Origin of the sequence: Janthinobacterium sp. 67 (assembly GCF_002797895.1) — a bacterium.
In the GTDB taxonomy this organism is placed as follows: domain Bacteria; phylum Pseudomonadota; class Gammaproteobacteria; order Burkholderiales; family Burkholderiaceae_D; genus Janthinobacterium.
This window is the reverse complement of sequence record NZ_PGES01000001.1, coordinates 836,544-855,386: the sequence shown is the minus strand read 5'-3', so window position 1 is coordinate 855,386 and position 18,843 is coordinate 836,544. Positions and strand designations below refer to the sequence as shown.

Annotated in this window: 21 protein-coding genes; 6 read left to right on the top strand and 15 right to left on the bottom strand. The window is 64.1% G+C overall.

Annotated elements, in window-relative coordinates:
• Positions 1-5: 5 nt before the first annotated feature.
• The 4 genes from CLU90_RS03780 (at position 6) to CLU90_RS03770 (ending at position 3,679) form a co-directional block, all read left to right on the top strand.
• Positions 6-422, top strand: a complete 417-nt coding sequence (locus tag CLU90_RS03780; protein ID WP_100427237.1) for an SRPBCC family protein — start codon at positions 6-8, stop codon at positions 420-422.
• Between the two features lie 294 nt (positions 423-716).
• Positions 717-1,934: an MFS transporter gene (locus CLU90_RS03775; protein WP_092716427.1), complete on the top strand. Its 1,218-nt coding sequence runs from the start codon at positions 717-719 to the stop codon at positions 1,932-1,934.
• A 168-nt stretch (positions 1,935-2,102) separates the two neighbouring features.
• A complete protein-coding gene (locus CLU90_RS29085) occupies positions 2,103-2,843 on the top strand; it encodes a HipA family kinase (RefSeq protein ID WP_139178416.1) in 741 nt (246 codons plus the stop codon).
• Entirely contained in the window at positions 2,840-3,679 is an 840-nt protein-coding gene (locus tag CLU90_RS03770; RefSeq protein ID WP_157808723.1) for a DUF3037 domain-containing protein, read from the top strand. The genes CLU90_RS29085 and CLU90_RS03770 overlap by 4 nt, the downstream gene beginning before the upstream one ends.
• 101 nt (positions 3,680-3,780) lie before the next feature.
• Here CLU90_RS03770 and CLU90_RS03765 read toward each other — a convergent pair whose 3' ends face one another.
• From CLU90_RS03765 to CLU90_RS03745, 5 genes are read right to left on the bottom strand one after another with little or no spacing between them, the layout of a single operon-like run.
• Positions 3,781-4,533: an aspartate/glutamate racemase family protein gene (locus CLU90_RS03765; protein WP_100427235.1), complete on the bottom strand. Its 753-nt coding sequence runs from the start codon at positions 4,531-4,533 to the stop codon at positions 3,781-3,783.
• A gap of 10 nt (positions 4,534-4,543) precedes the next feature.
• A complete protein-coding gene (locus CLU90_RS03760) occupies positions 4,544-4,948 on the bottom strand; it encodes a hypothetical protein (RefSeq protein ID WP_100427234.1) in 405 nt (134 codons plus the stop codon).
• Positions 4,945-5,490: a hypothetical protein gene (locus CLU90_RS03755; protein ID WP_100427233.1), complete on the bottom strand. Its 546-nt coding sequence runs from the start codon at positions 5,488-5,490 to the stop codon at positions 4,945-4,947. The genes CLU90_RS03760 and CLU90_RS03755 overlap by 4 nt, the downstream gene beginning before the upstream one ends.
• A 25-nt stretch (positions 5,491-5,515) precedes the next feature.
• Complete coding sequence (locus CLU90_RS03750) at positions 5,516-7,051, bottom strand: hybrid sensor histidine kinase/response regulator (RefSeq protein WP_232731063.1); 1,536 nt, start codon at positions 7,049-7,051, stop codon at positions 5,516-5,518.
• A gap of 11 nt (positions 7,052-7,062) precedes the next feature.
• On the bottom strand, positions 7,063-7,893 hold the full coding sequence (locus CLU90_RS03745) for an alpha/beta fold hydrolase (RefSeq protein WP_100427231.1): 831 nt from the start codon (positions 7,891-7,893) through the stop codon (positions 7,063-7,065).
• 237 nt (positions 7,894-8,130) lie between these two features.
• On the opposite strand from CLU90_RS03745, the gene CLU90_RS03740 reads away from it, so the two are divergent.
• Positions 8,131-9,399 carry a PepSY-associated TM helix domain-containing protein gene (locus CLU90_RS03740; protein WP_100429366.1) on the top strand — a complete coding sequence of 423 codons (1,269 nt, stop codon included), beginning with the start codon at positions 8,131-8,133 and terminating at the stop codon, positions 9,397-9,399.
• A gap of 10 nt (positions 9,400-9,409) precedes the next feature.
• Here CLU90_RS03740 and CLU90_RS03735 read toward each other — a convergent pair whose 3' ends face one another.
• From CLU90_RS03735 to mdcA, 10 genes are all read right to left on the bottom strand, one after another.
• Positions 9,410-10,402, bottom strand: coding sequence for a S41 family peptidase (locus CLU90_RS03735; protein ID WP_198511139.1), 993 nt, complete (start codon positions 10,400-10,402; stop codon positions 9,410-9,412).
• Between the two features lie 94 nt (positions 10,403-10,496).
• The gene (gene mdcH, locus CLU90_RS03730; RefSeq protein WP_100427229.1) at positions 10,497-11,429 is read right to left on the bottom strand and encodes a malonate decarboxylase subunit epsilon; all 933 of its coding nucleotides are present in this window, start codon (positions 11,427-11,429) and stop codon (positions 10,497-10,499) included.
• Entirely contained in the window at positions 11,426-12,034 is a 609-nt protein-coding gene (locus tag CLU90_RS03725; protein ID WP_100427228.1) for a malonate decarboxylase holo-ACP synthase, read from the bottom strand. Before CLU90_RS03725 ends, mdcH begins: the two co-directional genes overlap by 4 nt.
• Complete coding sequence (gene madM / locus CLU90_RS03720; protein ID WP_034751139.1) at positions 12,034-12,798, bottom strand: malonate transporter subunit MadM; 765 nt, start codon at positions 12,796-12,798, stop codon at positions 12,034-12,036. The genes CLU90_RS03725 and madM overlap by 1 nt, the downstream gene beginning before the upstream one ends.
• Positions 12,791-13,204, bottom strand: coding sequence for a malonate transporter subunit MadL (gene madL, locus CLU90_RS03715; protein WP_092716405.1), 414 nt, complete (start codon positions 13,202-13,204; stop codon positions 12,791-12,793). The genes madM and madL overlap by 8 nt, the downstream gene beginning before the upstream one ends.
• A 54-nt stretch (positions 13,205-13,258) precedes the next feature.
• On the bottom strand, positions 13,259-14,071 hold the full coding sequence (mdcE, locus tag CLU90_RS03710) for a biotin-independent malonate decarboxylase subunit gamma (protein ID WP_100427227.1): 813 nt from the start codon (positions 14,069-14,071) through the stop codon (positions 13,259-13,261).
• On the bottom strand, positions 14,068-14,922 hold the full coding sequence (locus CLU90_RS03705; protein WP_100427226.1) for a biotin-independent malonate decarboxylase subunit beta: 855 nt from the start codon (positions 14,920-14,922) through the stop codon (positions 14,068-14,070). The genes mdcE and CLU90_RS03705 overlap by 4 nt, the downstream gene beginning before the upstream one ends.
• Positions 14,919-15,227, bottom strand: a complete 309-nt coding sequence (locus CLU90_RS03700; protein WP_100427225.1) for a malonate decarboxylase subunit delta — start codon at positions 15,225-15,227, stop codon at positions 14,919-14,921. Before CLU90_RS03700 ends, CLU90_RS03705 begins: the two co-directional genes overlap by 4 nt.
• Entirely contained in the window at positions 15,214-16,101 is an 888-nt protein-coding gene (locus CLU90_RS03695) for a triphosphoribosyl-dephospho-CoA synthase (RefSeq protein WP_442906659.1), read from the bottom strand. Before CLU90_RS03695 ends, CLU90_RS03700 begins: the two co-directional genes overlap by 14 nt.
• Positions 16,101-17,774, bottom strand: coding sequence for a malonate decarboxylase subunit alpha (mdcA, locus tag CLU90_RS03690; RefSeq protein ID WP_100427223.1), 1,674 nt, complete (start codon positions 17,772-17,774; stop codon positions 16,101-16,103). Before mdcA ends, CLU90_RS03695 begins: the two co-directional genes overlap by 1 nt.
• A 119-nt stretch (positions 17,775-17,893) precedes the next feature.
• On the opposite strand from mdcA, the gene CLU90_RS03685 reads away from it, so the two are divergent.
• Complete coding sequence (locus CLU90_RS03685) at positions 17,894-18,814, top strand: LysR family transcriptional regulator (protein ID WP_100427222.1); 921 nt, start codon at positions 17,894-17,896, stop codon at positions 18,812-18,814.
• The last annotated feature ends 29 nt before the right edge of the window (positions 18,815-18,843 follow it).

Here is an 18,843-nt window from a genome sequence, read left to right as displayed (position 1 = left end):
TCACCATGGCCCGTACCACTACCTCGATCGACATCGCCGCCACCCCGGCGCAAGTGTGGCAACTGATCGGCGGCTTCAACTCGCTGCCCGACTGGCTGCCCTATATTCCCAGCAGCACGTTAAGCGACGGGGGCCGCATCCGCCACCTGGCCAACCCGGCCGGCGACGTCATCGTCGAGCAACTGGAAGCGTACGACAATGCGGCGCGCAGCTACAGCTATTCCATTCTGCTGGCGCAATTTCCCGCCACCGATTATTTGTCCACCCTGCAAGTGAGCGCGATTCCCGGCAGCGATGGGGCCCGCGTCACCTGGTCGGGCCGCTTCACGCCGGTGGGCGTGAGCGAGCAGGAAGTGACGGAGCTGTTCCACGGCATCTACGTGGCTGGACTGGAAGCGCTGCAGCAATCATTGACGAAGTAATAAGCCGCGAAGACCATTTCCGCCACAGCCAGCGTTTCTTCGCCTGCTCTGTGGCGGAATCGCGCAGATTCCGTGTTATCGTTAACAACAAGAGCAATCGCGGTTGTGTGCAGTGCAGCAGATTTCAGCTATCGCCCAGCAGAGCTTGCCCGAATCTTTTACAATGTTGTCTTTGGGCAGCTCTTATAGCCCGAAAATACGGGCCAGCCGTCGACTCTGGCGGCGCATTGCCGCTTCCGGCCGGGCCACAGCACGCCTCACCACCCTGTCATTCCTTACCCAGCTAACAAGAACATGCACGCATCCATAGACCCATTGATTCCGCGCGTCACCGCGCCTTTTGGCGCTGGTTATGCCGACCTGGCCCTGGCCATCGGCGGCCTCGCCATCGGCACGGGCGAATTCGCCTCCATGAGCATCCTGCCCGTGGTGGCCGACGACCTGGGCACGACCTTGCCGCAGATGAGCCACATGATCAGCGCCTACGCGCTGGGCGTGGTCATCGGCGCGCCCCTGATCACGATCTTCCTGGCCCGCATGCCGCGCCGGCTGATGCTGATGTGCCTGATGCTGATGTTCGCGGGCGGTAACCTGCTCAGCGCCATCGCCCCCAACTATGGCTTGCTGGTCGTCGCCCGCTTCATCGCCGGCATTCCGCACGGCGCCTATTTCGGCGTGGCAGCGCTGGTGGCGGCCGCCCTGGCCGAACCGGACAAGCGGGGCCAGGCCGTGGCCCGCGTCCTGATGGGCTTGACGGTGGCCAATATCTTCGGCGTGCCGCTGGCCACGTATATCGGCCAGACCCTGGGCTGGCGCTCGGCCTTTTTGCTCGTCGCCGCGCTGGGCTTGCTGACCATGCTGATGGTGCGCATCTTCGTGCCCATGGTCGCCGCCGGCGACTCGAGTCCACGCCGCGAACTGGGCGTGTTCCGCCGCCTGCAAGTGTGGCTGACCCTGCTGATGGTGGCCATCGGCTTCGGCGGCATGTTCGCCGTCTACACGTTTATTACGCCAACCTTGCTGGAAATCACGAAAGTGTCGCCCCTCGTCATTTCCATCCTGCTGGCCATCATCGGCGTCGGCATGACCGTGGGTAACCTGATCGGCGGCTGGCTGGCCGACCGTTCGCGCCTGTGGACGATCTTCGGCGTGCTGCTGTGGAACGTGGCCGCCCTGGCCGCGTTTACCTATACCAGCAGCAATGTCTGGCTGACGGCCATCAACCTGTTCGCCATCGGCGCCGGCATCGCCGTCGCTCCCGCCGTGCAGACGCGTTTGATGGACGTGGCCGGCGACGCGCAAACCGTGGCCGCCGCCCTCAACCATTCCGCCTTCAACATCGCCAACGCCCTGGGCGCCTGGGCCGGCGGCATCGCCATCGCCATGGGCATGGGCTTGCGCTCGACGGGCTGGGTCGGCGCCATGCTGGCCTGCGGCGGCATCGTCGTGCTCGGTATATCTGTGCTGGTGGAAAACCGCAGCCGGAATCTGGGCGGCGCGCAGCCGGCTTGATGCTTGCGTCATAGGGATGATAATTTTCTTTGCATAGTTATCATTTCCTATATCATGGATAAAGATCAGATCCCGCAATTCCTGTGTATCCGATTTCTTTACATGATGAAGCGTGCAAGCCATGAACAAAGCAATCATCGCCTGGTACAAATCTGAAAGCTGTCATCTGTGAAGGCAGCTACCATCTTCATTGACGAGGTTCTCGGACGAGCACAGCAAGGCATAACCGAGCCGTTTATTTGCCGAGGCGACGACGGAGCAATTTACTTTATCAAAGGCAAGGGAGCTGGTCGGCGTAGCCAGATTTGTGAGTGGGTTTCGGCGCAGCTGGCGACGGAATTTGGCCTTCCAATCGCGGAATATGCATTGGCCGAAGTAGCTGAGGAGCTCATTGAGGCAAATGCATTTCCAAATATTAGCCAACTCGGTAGTGGAATAGTCTTTGCGTCGAAAGAGCTTCCTCATCCACAAGAGCTGACAGCGATCACACGAGACCTTGTGCCAGATCAAGTGGCAAGCGATGTGTTGGTTTTCGACTGGTGGTTGCATAACGAAGATCGTCATTTAACTACACGCGGCGGCAATCCTAACCTGCTGTGGGACATGCAGAATTCAGCACTGGTCGTGATCGACCATAACCAAGCCTTTGACCGGTACTTCGACCCGCGCAACTTCCTGAAAACGCATGTGTTTTCGAGCAGGTGGAATAACATTTTTAGCGACCATTTTCAACGCGAACACTACGCAAGGAAGTTAGAGGCAATTTTGCCAAAATTAGCGGATATCCGTGCTAACATACCTGACTCTTGGTGGTATGTTGATGAGGGCGTCCCGGCAAATGTGACGTGGGATGAAATCGAAGCATGTCTGCAACGGTGCCGCCGAGAAGATTTTTGGAATACCCCATGAAAAAGTTCGCCTGCCAATACGCTCTTTTGCGATTTCGCCCGTTTGTCGAAACCGGAGAGTTCGCCAACGTCGGCATTGCGCTGATCGCACCCGAAGCGCGCTTCTTTGGCTTCCGCATACTAAAACGGTATGCCCGTATCACACAGTTTTTTCATCAGCTTGACCGTCAAATCTACTTGGATGGCCGCCAACTTTTTAAAGAGGAGATGGATCGCTTCGCTCTCGAGCTTCGGCGTCTGGCATTGGATGGACGAAAAACACAGCCTGACGTAGTGCTCGCAAGAAATCTGTTTGCTGAAGTGGTTCGCCCACGGGAAGCCATGCTGCAGTTTGCCGATCAACGCGTCGTTATGGCGGAGGATCCAAAAGCCAAACTTCTGCAGCTATTTGATCACTATGTCGAACGCAACTTTGTCACCAAAGAATATCAAGAGCGCTTATTGGAAAACAATGTTCGCAAGCTCCTCTTCAACGCGCAAGTCGGAGCACGATATCAACGTGAAAAGGTTGGTACGGAAGATTTCGCCGTAAACTTCCCCTTTGTCGACATGGTTGAAGGCAAAGCTGAACGAGTGATCAAGCCGCTCTATCTTGCCCAAGGCGATAGCACCAAGATCCTTACACATGGCGGTCAATGGGTTGACAAAGTCCGGCGCCTACGCAAACGCAATGCATTACCACCAAAAGTGTTGTTCCCGGTCACTCAACCGGCAGCCAACACCAAGCCCTATCATGCATTCCAAGAAATTATGCAAGATTTGCTGGCGGAAAATGTACAGGTAGTGGCGGCGGACGATGAACGCCAAATTCTCAAGTTCGCTATGGACAGAAACTGACTATATCTGATCATAGTAGCGATCTTGAAGGTGGGAGTACCGTTCAAAGTGCCCGTGAATGGCCAGGGTCACTATCCATAGCATACAGATTGACAGGCGCCCTACTCTGCGATGGCAAACGCCACCGCCGCCTCGCAATGAATGGCCGTGGTATTAAACAGCGGCAAGTCCACATCGCCCTGCTGGATCAGCAGCGGTATCTCCGTGCAGCCCAGAATCACGCCCTGCACACCTTGCAGCCGCAGTTTCTCGATGATGCCCAGGAAGATGTTCCGGCTGGCATCGGTAACAATATTCTGTACCAGTTCCGTGTAGATAATGTCGTGGACGACTTCCTGGTCCGCCGCATCGGGCGTCACCGTGGCGATGCCGCGCTGCTCCAGCGCATCGTGATAAAAGCGTCCCGTCATCGTTTGCTTAACGCCCAGCAAGCCGACCTTGCGTACGCCGGACTGCCGCACCCGCTTCGCCGTTTCCTCGACGATGCTGATGAAAGGCAAGCCGATCCGCGGCACGACGGCCGGTGCGAAACGGTGCGCGCCATTCGCGCACAGCAGGAAAAAATCCGCGCCCATGCCTTGCAGGCGCCGCCCTTCCTGGACAAGAAATTGCTCGATGGCGTGGGAATCGGCTTGCGCCGCGTGCGCAACGAAATCGGCCTGATCCATGCTGACCAGCATGATGCGTGCGCTATGCGCGGGGCCGAGGCGCGCCACCAGCATCTCATTGAGCAAGCGATAGTATTCCAGGGTGGACGCCCAGCCGATGCCGCCGAGGAGCCCTATGGTTTTATGTTGTACGTTATGCCCGGCGAAATGAGTTGCGTAAATTATACGATGGCCAAGCCCGGCCATGCACTTGCCATCAAGCGTCCAGCCACAGAAACAAGACCTTATCCGGCGTGGCGGACCGATGCCAGTTCGCTTTCAACTCCATCAGGAATCCTGCCAGATCGACGGGATTGACGTCCAGCCCAGCCCATGGCGCGGTTTGCGCCCACGCCACCGCGATATCGGCCAGGTCATCGGCCGCTATCCGGTCGAGCGCCGGCCCTATTGCAGTACTGAACACGTACATATAGCGACCATGAATAGGCACGGGCCTGAGGAAAGGCGCCGTCGAGTGCGTCAGCAATTGCCCCAGCGACGCAAAATCCAGTTCCCCTGGCAAGGTGATGCCGGTGACGGGAAAGGAGTCGAAGGCATCCTGCCAGCTGGCACATGCGCGCATCTCGGATTCGGCACAGACAAAAATATCGATCTTCTTCATGGGACTGTCAGATGCCCTCCTGACGCGCCGGTCGCATCATGCCGGTTCGACGTCTCGCGGCTGTAGGCGCTCTCGAACGCGGCCAGGCTCTCCGCCTGCGCCCACAGGCTGGCGACATAGTGGAATTCATCCTCGAACGGCTGTTCGAAATCGGCCACGTCCATCGCGTATTCGCAATTGCGGCTCAGCATCGTCAGCCAGCCGGGATAGGCTAGCGCCGGGTACAAGCGGGTCAAGATGGCATCGAGCGACGCCACGCTTTCGCGCCCTGCCAGATAAGCTGCGCGCAACTCGACAATGTATTTGCCAGCCAGAAATTGCTGATCAAGCCGCTGCGCGCCCCCGTAGCGCTCGATGATCACGTCGGCCAGCGGCAGCACCTCATCAATACCACGGGCGCTGGCCAGCAGCACGACCTCGAGGTCGTCACCTTCCTGGTCCAGGCGCAAGCGCTCCACGGCCCAATCCACGCAGCGGTCCGCCGGGGCGAAACCCATCTGCAGCTGGAAAACAGCGAGTTCCAATTCTGTCAGTAGTTCCATGTCTTTCATTTTGCTGATGCCATCCTCACTCCGCCTGCAGCATCTTTTGCAGCACCGCATCAAGCTCGTAAAAATCCACGGGCTTGGTCAGGTGCAGATCGAAGCCCGCATCGGATGCCATCTGGCGGTCCTTGTCCTGGCCCCAGCCCGTGACGGCCACGAGGATGGCGTCCTGGCCGCAGGGTTCACTACGCAACAGCCGCGCCACGTCGTAGCCATTCATGTCCGGCAAGCCGATGTCGAGCAAGATGACTCGTGGCATGAAACTTTTTGCCGCCGCCATGCCGGCCGGGCCGTCGTAGGCCGTACGCACTTCATAGCCGAGGATGTCGAGCGCCAGTGCCAGGCTTTCGGCCGCGTCGGCGCTGTCGTCGATGACCAGCACCTTGCCCTCGCGCGTGCCGGCCAGCAGGCGGCGGTTGGGCTCGGGCGGCGCTTGCAGCGGCACGGCCGGCAGCGGCAGGCGCAGAATGAAGGTGCTGCCCAGCCCTACGCCATCGCTGTGCGCGCTGATGCTGCCGCCATGCAATTCAGCCAGGCCGCGCACCAGCGACAGGCCGATGCCCAGGCCTCCCTGTGCCCGCGACAGGGCCGGTTCCAGCTGCGAAAACATGTCGAAGACGGTTTCCAGGTGCTCGGGCGCGATGCCGATGCCGGAATCGCGCACGGTAATGTGCACGTCGTTTGTCGTGCATGCCACTTCCAGCCCGACGACGCCGTTGGCGGGCGTGTACTTGACGGCGTTGGTCAGCAGGTTGGCGATCATTTGCCCCAGGCGCGTGGCATCGGCGTCGAGCCAGATGGCTTGCGGCCATTGCTCCACGTGCACCGCGTGGCCCGATTGCGCGGCCAGTTCCGCCACGCTGTGCAGGGCCGCTTCCACCACGGGCGCCAGCTCCACGCTGGCGCGGCGCAGTTCCAGGCGTCCCTGCGTGATGCGCGACACTTCCATCAAATCGTCGACCAGGTGCGTCATGTGCGCCACTTGCCGGCCCAGCACGTCGCGCGCCCAGCGCAGCTGCGGGTCGTCCAGCTGCGCCAGGCGCAGCACTTCCAGCACATTGCGCATGGGCGCCAGCGGATTGCGCAACTCGTGCGCCAGGGTGGCCAGGAACGCGTCCTTGCGCCGGTCGGCGGCCGCCAGCTGCTCGTTGAGCTCGCCCGCTTCCTTGCGCGCCAGTTGCAGCTGCTGCTCGTATTTGCGCCGGTCGCTGGCGACAAAGACGGCGATCTCGTCATAACGCACGCCCTCGTGCACGCGGCGCACGGCGTTGAACAGCATGGGAATGGACTGCCCCTGGCGCTGGCGCATGTCGAGCAGGATTTCCGACACATTGCCCTGCACCTGCATCAAGGGCAGCCAGTGCGTCTGGTGGAATACGCGACCGCCGATGGTCAGCAAGTCCTGCAGTTTCTTTTTCCCCAGCACTTCCGCGGCAGCATAGCCGAGCCAGCCGCAAAAGGTGGCGTTCGCCTGCACGATGGTGCCGTCGGCCGTGCACAGCAGCAAGCCGCAGGCCGCGTACTGGAACAAGGTATTGGTATCAGGCAAGGAAGGCATCGTGTCGCGCATTACAGGTGCAAGCCGTCGAGAAAGCGGCGGATGGCGCGGTAGCTGGCGTCGGGCACACTCATGTGCGGGCAATGGCCGACATTCTCGACCACGTGCAGGCTGCTGCGCGGCAGCATCTCGCGCAAGTACTCGCCCACGGACGGCGGCGCGATGAAGTCGTCGCTGCATTGCACGATCAGGGCTGGCGTGCTGTTGCGCGGCAAGACGGCGCGGTGATCGGATAAGAACGTGGCTTGCGCGAAATGCCGGGCGATGGCCGGATCCGTGCGGCAAAAACTGTTCACCAGCTCGTCTCCCAGCGCCGGCTGCCCGGGCGCCCCCATGATGGCAGGCGCCATGCCGGCGGACCAGCCCAGGTAATTGGCGTCCATGGCATCGAGCAAGTCGTCGATATCGGCACGGCTGAAGCCGCCCCGGTAGCCGGCCGCCGCATCGTCGACATAGCACGGCGACGGCGCCAGCATGACTTGCGCGGCGAACAAGTCCGGCTCGGCGATCGTGGCCAGCAAGGCGCTCATGGCGCTGACGGAATGGCCGACGCAAATGACGGGACCGCCACCGACGGCATGGATGACCCGGCACAAATCGGCGCCATGCGCATCAAGCCGCGCATAGCGATCGAAATCATAGGCGCCGAGGTCGGAAGCGCCGCTGCCGACCAGGTCGAACAGCACGGTGCGATAGTGGGGACGAAACAGCGGCTCCAGATAGCGCCACATGGTTTGATCGCAGCCAAAGCCATGCATGAACACCATGGTGGCTGCCGCGTCCGCCGTCGACGCACCGCTGCGTTCGCTCACGCGGACATTGTTCCGATCTTCTATGTGCATACTGCTTCAGCCTTGAATATTTCCATGTGGAATGTAAATTAACTTCTTGCTAGCATCTTAACATGCGCTATTTGACTCTGGACAACACCAATGGCGCTGGACAAACGCCACGTCACGGCGGATAATGAGAACGATTCCCATTATCACAATACCAGGCTTGTGCCTGGTTCTTACTGTGCGCCGACAGGGCGTACGCTGGCGGCAACAAGCCGGTTTCATGTTGAAGGTTTGTACCGCATGCGCGCTTTCTGGACTGTCATACACCGCTGGGCCGGCCTCACCATCGCCCTCTTCCTCATCGTTGCTGGCCTGACGGGCGCCGTCACGTCGTGGGACCATGAACTGGACGAGTGGCTCAACGCCGATATCATGGAAACGCCGGGCCGCGGTGCCCTGCAGCCGCCGTTCGTGCTGGCGCAAAAAGTCGCCGCCGCCGATCCGCGCGTGGAAGTCAATTACATGACCCTGGGCCTGGAAGAAGGCCATGCGGCCGCCTTCATGGTGCGTCCGCTCACCGATCCGGCCACGAACAAGCCGTTCGTACTCGACTACAACACCGTCTACATTGACCCCGTCACGGCGCAGATCACGGGCACGCGCGATTCGACGGCCATTTCCCTGTCGCGCCGCAGCCTGATGCCGTTCCTGCGCCACCTGCACTACAGCCTGCACGTGCCCGCCTTCTGGGGCACGGACCGCTGGGGCTACTGGCTGATGGGCACGGTCGCCCTCATCTGGCTGCTCGACAGCATGGTAGCGTTTTATCTGACCACGCCGCGCCGTTTGCGCCCGCGCGCGCATGACGAGGCGCCGCGCCACCGCGACGCCGCCAGCTGGTGGCAGCGGTGGAAACCGTCGTGGGTCGTGCGCTGGGCGGCCGGTGGCTACAAGCTCAATTTCGATTTGCACCGCGCAGGCGGACTGTGGGTGTGGGGCGTGATCATCGTCGTCGCGTTCACGTCGTTTTCGCTGAACCTGTACCGCGAAGTGTTTTATCCCGTCATGTCGCTCGTCTCCACCACGACGCCGGGTCCGTACGAAACGCAGACGCCGGCGCCGTACGGCAGCTACATCACGCCCGTGATCGGCTTCGAGCAAGCCGCGGCCATCGCCAAAGAGCAGGCCCAGCAGCGTGGCATCACGGCCCCCATCGGCGGCATTTATTATGGCGGAAATTACTCGTTTTATAACGTCTCGTTTTTTGATCCGGCCGATGAATTCGGCGCGGCCGGCATGGGCTTGTCGAACCTCTACGTCGACGGCATGGACGGCAGCATCATCGGCCAGCACAAGCCGTGGGAAGGCACGGCGGCCGACGTCTTCGTGCAACTGCAGTTCCCCTTGCACTCGGGCCGCATCCTCGGCCTGCCGGGGCGCATTCTGATGTCCTTCATGGGCGTGATGGTGGCGATGCTGTCGGTGACGGGTATCGTTATCTGGGAAAGAAAACGTCGTGCGCGCCGGCTGCAGGCGCATAAATTGAAGACCGTGGGCACCCAATCATAACGCTACGGCGTTAATTCCCCGGCTTTGCCCCCTGCCGCAGACTGGCGCGTGCCGCCGCCAATCGTTCCAGTGCCAATTGATGGGCCTTTTCCAGCGCCTCGCTGGCCGGCACCCCGATATCGGGCGTCACGCCAATGCCTTCCCAATTGCTTTTGCTGATCGGATTGATGGCGCGCCCGTTCGGGATGAAGACGGCAAAATGCGGCCCCAGTTCACGCATGCGGCCGGGATTGGCGCCGCCGCCAGTCGTCTCGCCCACCAAGGTCGCGCGCTTAAGCTGCTGCAGGTTGTAGCTGAATTCTTCCGCGCCGGAGAAAGTACGCGGCCCCGTCAACACGTAGACGGGCTTGTGCTGGCCGTAGCGCTTGCCCGGCACACCGGTATCGGTCCAAAACTGCTCCGTGCGCTTGCCTTCACGCCAATACAGATCATTCAAATGGGTACGCTGATCGAACAGATAGCTGCTCAGGAAGGCAACGCCGGCCGGGTCGCCACCGCCGTTAGATCGCATATCGAAAATCAGCGCATCGCTGTCTACCAGCCGGGTCATCGCCTCGGCAATCGCGGGCGCCGCGTCCTTGAGGCGGAAGAATCCTTGCAAGTCCAGGTAGCCGACATTGCCAGCGAGGGTCTCGACCCTGGCGACGCCATAGCCGCGCGCGGCCATCTGCCGGCGCATCTCGTCCTGTTGTTCCGGCGACGTGGCCGTGTTGTGCGGCAGCAGGGTATCGCTGGCAGTCACGCGCAAGTGCTTGTCTTGGCCGAACGTGTGCAAGTCGGCAGTCAACACGTTGGCAAAGACCTTCGCATCGGTGATGCCGTCATAGCCGCCATCGCGCTGCCTGGCGCGCAGCGCCGCATTGATCCTCACTGCCACCTCTGGAAACACATAGTAATCAGTAAGATGTTGGCGCAAGGTGTCAACCAGTTGCCCCCGCAACGCGGCATCGAGAACGGGCGCTTCCGCCTGCACAGTCCCGCATGACATGGCAAAAGCGAGCAAGGCTGCTGCGGCTGGACGGGACAGTGGCATGGCAGCTCCGAAGGATGTGTGTGAGCCGATTCTACCGTAAAGCGCTGCGCCATATTGCCCTGCATCACGGCCCGTCCCGCTCCCGCCTCACCAGCGCCAGCAAGCTGTCGCCCCGGCTGCCGTCGCAACAGACGGCCACGCCGTCCGTGAAGTCTAGCGCCGTCAAGCGCGTCAGGACGCTGCCGGGTGGCATTTCCAGCGCCAGCCTGGCGCCCCGTTCCCACGCCAGGCGCACGGTACTGCTCCACTGCACGCGCTGCGCCATGTTGGCGGCCAGGCTGTCGCGGATGCGGGCAGGGTCGAACAGCGCGCGCGCCGCGCTGCTGCTCAGGTAGACGAGCGATGGGCGGCGCACGGCCACGCCAGCAAAAGCGGCGGCCATGTCGTCCGCCGGGGCCTCCATCAACGGACAATGCGACGGCACGCTGACGGCCAGGCGCTTGGCCTTGCTGGCGCCATGTGCGAGGGCCAGCGCCATCACGGCGTGCAAGGCGGGCTCGCTGCCGGCGATGGCGATCTGGCGCGGCGCGTTCAGGTTGGCGATATACACGGGCGTGGCAGCGCCATGCACCCGGGCCAGCAAGGGTTCCAGCTGCGCCAGGTCCAGGCCGATGATGGCCGCCATGCCGTAGCCGGCCGGATACGCCTCTTCCATCAACTGGCCGCGCCGCGCCACGAGGCGCACGGCGTCGGAAAAATCGAGCGCGCCGGCGACGACGGCCGCCGCATACTCGCCGATGGAAAAACCGGCCACCATGTCGGGCCGCGCGCCGCGCGCGGCCAGCGAACGGGCCATGGCCACGCCCGCGATCAGCAGACACAGTTGCACGGCCCGCGTCGAGGCCAGCGCGTCAGCCGTGTCCAGCGCCAAGGGATCGTGGCCCAGCACTTCAGCCGCTTCGGCCAGGGCCGCCGCCACGGCAGCATCATCGGGCAACGCATGCAGCATGCCCGGCGTCTGGGCGCCTTGGCCCGGAAAGGTAAATAACACGCTCATGCCAGCTCCCAAGGCGTGGCCGTCAGCACGGGTCCGCGATCCGTTTTCAGCAGGACCCGGCCCCGCCCCGCCGCCCACTCGGCATACGCAAAGCCGCCCAGGCCCGTGTCGATCTGCAGGTCCAGCCGGCACGCCGTGACGGGCGCCGAGATGGCGCGCAGGGCTTCGGCCTGGGCGGCGTCCGGCGGCGCGCCGATGCGCAGCACGAGATCGAGGTCGCTGTCGGCGCGCAGCACGGGCAATCCGCTCGCCAGCGCGAAACCCACGCCGCCGGTCGGCCCCCAGGCCCAGCCCGTGGCGTCGAGCAGCGGCGCCACTTGCCGCAGCGCGTCCAGTGCTGCGCAGGCAAAACCAGGCCCCGGCGCGTGCACCAGCATTTCCGGCGTCACGTGGCGCACGACGGCGGCGGCATCCACTTCGCACGCATGCCGCTCGCTGCGCAGCATGCCCCGCAGGCCAACGGGGATGCGCCCGGGCGCGGTGCTGGCGCGCCGCACCACCAGGGGTGCATCCTGCAGCCACGCAGAGTCGGCCCAGGCGGGCAAGGATGCGCCGTCCGGCAGGCCGGACACCCACAGCAAATCATGCGCGCGCCAGGCTTCCATCAGGCCACCACCGCCTTGACGGCGAAGAACAACAACGATGGCCCCAGCAAACAGCCCAGGCCCGTGTGAAACGTGGCCACCAGCGCGCCATACGGCACCAGTTTGCGGTCGGTGGCGGCAAGGCCGGCCGATACGCCGCTGACGGTGCCGGCCAGGCCGCCGAAGACCATCGCCGAGCGCGGCGTTTTCAGGCGCAGAAAGCGCGCCGCGGCGGGCGTGCCCACCATCACCAGGATGGCCTTGATGAGGCCCGCCGCAATGCTCAGGGCCATGACATCGGAACTGGCGCCGATGGCCGCGCCCGTGACGGGGCCGACGATGTAGGTGACGGCGCCGGCGCCGATGGTGGTCATGCTGACGGCATCCGAATAGCCAAATGCATACGCGATGCCCGCGCCGACGAGAAACGGCAGCACGACGCCCAGCATCAGCGCCACGACGCCGATCAGGCCAGCCTTGCGTGCCTCCGTCGCCTGCACTTCGAAGGCCGTGGCGACGATGGCAAAGTCGCGCAGCATGGCGCCGCCCATCAGGCCGATGCCGCCGAACAGCGACAGATCGGCCAGTCCCTTGTGGCCGCCGCTATGCACGCCGCCCCAGTAAGCAAGCCCCAGGCCGATGACGATGGCGATGGCCGAGCCGTGCACGCGGCCCAGGGTCAGATACTTCGACAGCGCCACGGACAGCAGCATGATCAGGCCGACAAAGGCGAATGCCGTCACGAGGCCATTGTGGATGGCGGCTTTTTCAAATATCTCAAGCATGACGGTGCTCCTTGATCAGCATCGGGTCGGCTTCGGCGGCGGCGACGGCAGCCGGGCTTTCCATGCGATTAATGGCGGAAATCACGGCGCCGCAGACAAGCACGGAACCGATGGCGGCCAGCACGGCCACCGGCCCGCCACGCAGGGCCGCCACCACGTCCTGCTGCGCGGCCATCGCCACCACTACGGGAATATACATGGCGCCCCAGTATTCGACGCCCCGCTCCGTCATCGGCGGCAGCCAGGCGCGCCGCTGCATGTAGAGCCGGGCGCAAATCAGCAGCAGCATGGCGATGCCCACGCCGCCCACGTTGGTCTTGACGCCCATCAGCTGCCCGAGCAGGTCGCCCAGGAAGATGCCGAGCAAATGGCACAGGGCCAGCAGTGCGGTTCCGTAAATGATCATGATTTGTCTCCGTTATAGGAATGGAATGACTTGAAGTCTTCTCTTTCGTTTCACCTACCACTGCTGCCCCAGCACCTCCCTGACTTTTGCCGACGCCTGGCGATGCGGCGCGCCCAGGCGGCTGGACAGGCCGCGCTCCGGATCGGCGCGGATGTCGGCCAGGGCCGCCCGCAGGCTGGCCGCGACGGCGGCCGTGTCCTGCGCCGATGGCGCGTCAGGCTGCGCCACTTGCAAGGTTTGCCACAGCAGGCCCAGGGTGGCGTAGTTGCCAATGTCGTAGGCCATCGGCGCGATGCTGGCGGCCAGCGCTTCCAGCGCTTCCACCGTGCGCAGGGTGATGCGCGCGGCCGACGCCTTGCCCATCGCATGCACCATCACGTGCGGATCGTCGAGCGCGATCAGGCGGTTGGCCTGGTAGCCGTGCGCAAGGAAGGCGCCCGACATGGCCTTGCCGACGATCAGGCCGATGACGGGGTGGCCGGCCAGGCGCGCCTCGGCGTAAGCGCCTGCCGCGCCGGCCAGCGCCTGGTGGATGCCGTACGCTTCTTCGCGCCGGCCGTAGGCCTGGCTGGCCACGTCGATGACGGCGACGATGGGCCGTTTCACGGCCAGCGAGTGGTCTTCAAGCACCACCTGCTGCACGGCGCGCGCCAGCTGCCATGCCTCGACCAGGCCGATTTCGCCCGTGCGTGCTCGCGTAAAACGGTTGTCCGGGTCGGGCAGCACGGCAAGGTAGCGCGCAGTTTCTCCCGCCAGCGGCGCGTCGACCACGCGCACGGCAGACGGGTAATCAGGCAGCGGCGCGGCATGCTGCGTCAGGGCCGCGAGCCAGACGGCGCCCCGGCTCGTATCGGTGATGGCGTTCATGCTGCAACTCCTTTGCTGTAGATGGCGCGCACGGCTTGCGGCGTGGCTTGCGGGCCGGCGTCCACTTGCGCCAGGCGTGCCAGGAAGACCTCGGCCTGGCTGCTGCGGTGCTGTTCCGGCACGCCGCGCGCGAACAATTCGGCGACGGTGGCGCGCATCTGCGCCGTGTCGTCTTCCACGTAGGCGTCGGCCAGGCCGCTGTGGAAGCGCTGCTCGCCGCCCGTCAGGCTCCAGATGAACGGTTTGTTGCGCGAGTCGAATTCGTCCACGCCCGCCTCCTGCTCGATGACGGCCGGGCCGTTGAGGCCCAGGCGCGCCTCGCGCGTGACGATCAAGTAACTGCACAAGCCCGCCGCGATCGACATGCCCCCGTAGCAGCCCACCGTGCCGGCCGTAATCCCGATCACGGGCTGGTAGCGGCGCAGGTCGACGATGGCCGCATGGATATCGGCAATGGCAGCGAGGCCCAGGTTGGCTTCCTGCAGGCGTACGCCGCCCGTTTCGAACAGGATCACGGCGCGCATCGGTATGCCGTCGCGGTTGTCGCGCGCCGCCAGTTCCAGCGCGCCGGCGATTTTCGCACCGCCCACTTCCCCCATGCTGCCGCCCTGGTAGGCGCCCTCGATGGCCAGCACCACGGCCGGCTGGCCGCCGAACAGGCCCTTGGCCACCACCACGCCATCGTCCGCCTGGGCCGTTACGCCTTGTTGCGGCAGCCAGGGCGAAACGATGCCGCAGAACGGGTCGAGCAGTTCGCGCATGCTGCCCGCATCCAGCAGGGCCTTGGCCCGGCTGCGCGCACCCCGTTCGATGAAGCTGTCGCGTTCGAGTAATTGCTGCAATGTGCTCATGCCGCCCTCCCCGCTTGCAATTCTTCGTACGCTTGTTCGATGCGCATGCGCACCACGCCCGGCGTGGCGCCGCAATCGTTGATGACGATGTGCGTCGCCGGCAGCGGCTCGCCGCCGAATAACCGCTGCAACAGCGCATCCCACACGGCGCCCTTGCCATCGACGGAGGTGTTGACGACGATGCGGGTCACGCCATCGTCGCCGGGCTGCAGCAGCACTTCCAGGTCGCCCGAGCCGACGACGCCGGCCAGGGCGCGGCTAGACGCCGACGGCCCGGCCGGGAATATATAGTCACGCGTTTCCATGCGCTTCTCCTTGTGTCAATCGGTCAAGGAACAGAGTGGCCGCCAGCAGATCGGCCGCGCCGCCCGGCGACACGCCCCGCGCCAGCGCCACCGCTTCCAGGGCCAGCAGCGCTTCGGTACCGGCGGCCGTGGCCGCGCCGCCGGCCGCCAGCACCCGCGCCGCACCCGTTTGCAGTGCCAGCAAAGCCGGCTCGCCGCCGCGCGACAGCACGCAGGTGTCGTCGAGCTGGCTGACTATCGCCAGCAAGGCGTTCAGGCGCGCCGTCGTTTCGTTGTCGCCGCGTGCCCGCGAGGCGTGCAAGGCGGGCAATCCGGCACCCGTCACCAGGGGAAAGCCGGCGCGGGCCTGGCCCCGCGCGCCGTCGACCTGATACTGGCGGCAGGCCAGCTCGCCCTTGTTGCCGGTGGCGCCAGGCGCGCCGCGGTCGTGCAAACGGGCCAGCGCGCCGGCCCGCGCCGCCACGGCTGTTGGTGCCAGCGACGCGCCGCGCGCGCCCTGCTGCGCCGCCGCCGTCACCAGGAGGCCCAGCGCCCAGATGGCGCCCCGGTGCGTGTTCACGCCGCCCGTCGCTGCCAGCATCAGCGCCTCGCCGTCGCGGCCGATGGCGCCGATGCGCTGGCGCAGCAGGTCGTCGTCTTCACTGCGCGCGCCGGCGTCGGCCATGGCGGCAAACACGGGCTCCAGCACGCAGGCCGAATGGCACATCAGGGCCCAGTTCAAGTCCGTATGCGCGCCACGGCTGCGCAAATCGACCAGGCCCGGTTTCGGCGTCAAGGTCACTTCATCGAGCAGCGCCTGCAGCACTTGCCGTCCCAACGTGGCGCAGCGTTCCCGCACCGGTGTCATCGTCATCATTGTGCTTATTGCAATCATTACCAGCTCCTGAATTTGGCGGGTGGTTGATACAGGCCGTCCGACCATTCGACCAGGTCGGCGATGCTTTTCGCGGCCAGCAGCGAGCGGTTCGCCGCGCCGCGCTGCACGCCGATGTCCTCGGGCAGCGCGATCAGGCCGTCGGCGCGCAATTTGGCCGTCGTCTTCGGGTCGTGGCGCAGGCCGATGGGCGTCACGCCGGCGACCGCCGCCAGCATGGCCTTGCGCTCGTCGAGCGACCGGGCCTTGTACAGGTAGGCGATGCCCTCTTCCGTCAGCACGTGGGTGACGTCGTCGCCATAGATCATCACGGGCGCCAGCGGCATGCCGCTGGCCTGCCCCACGGCCACGGCATCGAGCGATTCGACGATCGTCGGCTGGCCGCCATCCTGGAACGTTTCGACCATCTGCACCACCAGCTTCTTGCCGCGCGCGAGCGGATCGTCCGTCTCGATCAGGTCCAGCCAGGCCGGCGTCGGATGGCGCCGGCCATGCGGGTCGTGCCCCATGTTCGGCGCGCCGCCAAAGCCGGCCAGCCGGCCATTCGTCACGGTGGACGAGTTACCTACGCCATCCATCTGCAAGGTGGCGCCGATGAACAGGTCGACCGCGTACTGGCCGGCCAGCTGGCACAGGGCGCGGTTCGAGCGCATGGAGCCGTCGCGGCCCGTAAAGAACACGTCGGGCCGCGCAGCCGCATAACCTTCCATGCCCAGCTCCGCGCCGAAGCAGTGCACGCTTTCGACCCAGCCCGTCTCGATGGCGGGTATCAGGGTCGGGTGGGGATTGAGCACCCAGTTGCGGCAGATCTTGCCCTTCAAGCCCAATTGCTCACCATACGTGGGCAGAATCAGCTCGATGGCGGCCGTATTGAAACCGATGCCGTGATTGAGCGACTGCACCTGGTGTTTTTCATACACGCCGCGGATCGCCATCATGGCCATCAGCACGTGCACGGGCTTGATCACGCGCGGGTCGCGGGTAAACAGCGGTTCGATGAAAAATGGTTTGTCGGACTGCACGACGAAATCGATCCACGAGCCGGGCACGTCGACGCGTGGCAGGTCGCTGACGTCGTCGACGATCTGGTTGACCTGGGCGATGACGATGCCGTCGCGGAAGGCGGCCGATTCCACCAAAGTGGGCGTGTCCTCGGTGCTGGGGCCCGTGTACAGATTGCCCTGGCGGTCGGCCATGTAGCCGGCCACCATGACGACGTTGGGCGTGAGGTCGACGAACAGGCGCGCATACAGTTCGATATAGGTGTGGATGGCGCCCACCTCGAGCAAGCCGTCCTGCAGGAACTGGGCGATGCGCAGGCTTTGCGTGCCGGCAAACGAGAAATCGAGCTTGCGGGCGATGCCCCGCTCGAACAGGTCCAGGTGTTCGGGCAGGCTGACGCTGGGCATGATCAGGTGCAGACGGTGGATCTTGTCAGGGTTGACCTGGGTCAGCATGCGGGCGAGGAAGTCGGCCTGCTTCTGGTTATTGCCTTCGAGGACGACGCGGTCGCCCGGCGCCAGCAGGGCTTCGAGCACGGCGACCATGTCGCCCTGCTGCAGCACGGGGCCGCTCGCGTACTGGCGCACGGCTTCCAGGCGGCGGCGCTTCTCGGTGCGCCGCGTGTCCCATTGTTTTTGCCGCTGCGCTGGCGCTGCTGTGGCGGTTGACATCTTGCCTCCGAATTGAGCTATCGAACCCTGACGATAGAGCCAAAACGGAGACGCGACAATCAACCTGTTACCATGTTCATTACCCTGAAGTTAATGAACTCCCTTGAAAGAGGCTAACCATGGCCATCAATGAAGAAATCACCTTGAAAAAACTCGAGGTTTTTCTCAGCTTTATGGAATTGAACAATCTGGCGCGGGTGGCCGACGCGCTGGGCCAGAGCACGGTCAGCGTGCACCGCGCCCTGCACTCGCTGGAAGACGGCTTGCGCTGCCCCCTGTTCAAGCGCGAGGGCCGCAGCCTGATCCCCCTGCATGCGGCCTACACCTTTGCCGAATCGGCGCGGCGCGCGCTGGCCGAGTGCGAGGAAGGCGTGCGCAAGGTGCGCGAAATGTCGGGCATCAACCCCGTGCGCCTGAAGATCGGCTCGCTGTATTCCTTGACCCTGCACTGCATCCCGCAACTGGTGATCGCCCTGAAGCTGCGCCGGCCCGGCCTCGACATCGACCTGACCCTGGGCTCGAACCGCGAACTGCTGCAAAGCCTGGCCGACGGCAGGCTGGACGCCATCATCGTCGGCGTGCAGGAAGAAGAACAGCACCCGGGATTGGTGGCCGTGCCCCTGTTCCAGGACGACGTCTACCTGGCCGCGCCGCTAGCCTCGCCCTATGCGGGCGCCGCCTCGGTGGACTTGCAGCTGCTGCGCGACGACAAATTCGTCACGCTGAACGAAGGCTTCGTCACCTCGCAAAGCTTCAACCACGCGTTCGACCTGGCGGGATTCGTGCCCGACACGGCCATGCGCGTGGGCGACATCTTCTCGCTGATCAACCTGGTCAGCGGCGGCATCGGCTACAGTCTGCTGCCGGGCCGCGTGCGCGCCTTCAGCTCGCGCATCGAACTGCTGCCGCTGGACGCGCGCTACGGCTCGCACCAGCAAATCACCCTGCTGATGCTGAGCAGCCGCGAGCGCGATGCGAATTTGCTGGCGCTGGCGGCGGAGTGCCGGTTGTATGGACGGCGCGAACCTGCTGGCGCATGATTACCCTTAACCCTGAAAGGACTGGGGTC

Bases quoted from the DNA above. Each gene is read 5' to 3' on its own strand.
- CLU90_RS03780 (WP_100427237.1), top strand. From the start codon at position 6: ATGGCCCGTACCACTACCTCGATCGACATCGCCGCCACCCCGGCGCAA.
- CLU90_RS03775 (WP_092716427.1), top strand. From the start codon at position 717: ATGCACGCATCCATAGACCCATTGATTCCGCGCGTCACCGCGCCTTTT.
- CLU90_RS03770 (WP_157808723.1), top strand. From the start codon at position 2,840: ATGAAAAAGTTCGCCTGCCAATACGCTCTTTTGCGATTTCGCCCGTTT.
- CLU90_RS03765 (WP_100427235.1), bottom strand. From the start codon at position 4,533: ATGGCCGGGCTTGGCCATCGTATAATTTACGCAACTCATTTCGCCGGG.
- CLU90_RS03760 (WP_100427234.1), bottom strand. From the start codon at position 4,948: ATGAAGAAGATCGATATTTTTGTCTGTGCCGAATCCGAGATGCGCGCA.
- CLU90_RS03755 (WP_100427233.1), bottom strand. From the start codon at position 5,490: ATGGAACTACTGACAGAATTGGAACTCGCTGTTTTCCAGCTGCAGATG.
- CLU90_RS03750 (WP_232731063.1), bottom strand. From the start codon at position 7,051: ATGCCTTCCTTGCCTGATACCAATACCTTGTTCCAGTACGCGGCCTGC.
- CLU90_RS03745 (WP_100427231.1), bottom strand. From the start codon at position 7,893: ATGCACATAGAAGATCGGAACAATGTCCGCGTGAGCGAACGCAGCGGT.
- CLU90_RS03740 (WP_100429366.1), top strand. From the start codon at position 8,131: ATGCGCGCTTTCTGGACTGTCATACACCGCTGGGCCGGCCTCACCATC.
- mdcH (WP_100427229.1), bottom strand. From the start codon at position 11,429: ATGAGCGTGTTATTTACCTTTCCGGGCCAAGGCGCCCAGACGCCGGGC.
- CLU90_RS03725 (WP_100427228.1), bottom strand. From the start codon at position 12,034: ATGGAAGCCTGGCGCGCGCATGATTTGCTGTGGGTGTCCGGCCTGCCG.
- madM (WP_034751139.1), bottom strand. From the start codon at position 12,798: ATGCTTGAGATATTTGAAAAAGCCGCCATCCACAATGGCCTCGTGACG.
- madL (WP_092716405.1), bottom strand. From the start codon at position 13,204: ATGATCATTTACGGAACCGCACTGCTGGCCCTGTGCCATTTGCTCGGC.
- mdcE (WP_100427227.1), bottom strand. From the start codon at position 14,071: ATGAACGCCATCACCGATACGAGCCGGGGCGCCGTCTGGCTCGCGGCC.
- CLU90_RS03705 (WP_100427226.1), bottom strand. From the start codon at position 14,922: ATGAGCACATTGCAGCAATTACTCGAACGCGACAGCTTCATCGAACGG.
- CLU90_RS03700 (WP_100427225.1), bottom strand. From the start codon at position 15,227: ATGGAAACGCGTGACTATATATTCCCGGCCGGGCCGTCGGCGTCTAGC.
- CLU90_RS03695 (WP_442906659.1), bottom strand. From the start codon at position 16,101: ATGATTGCAATAAGCACAATGATGACGATGACACCGGTGCGGGAACGC.
- mdcA (WP_100427223.1), bottom strand. From the start codon at position 17,774: ATGTCAACCGCCACAGCAGCGCCAGCGCAGCGGCAAAAACAATGGGAC.
- CLU90_RS03685 (WP_100427222.1), top strand. From the start codon at position 17,894: ATGGCCATCAATGAAGAAATCACCTTGAAAAAACTCGAGGTTTTTCTC.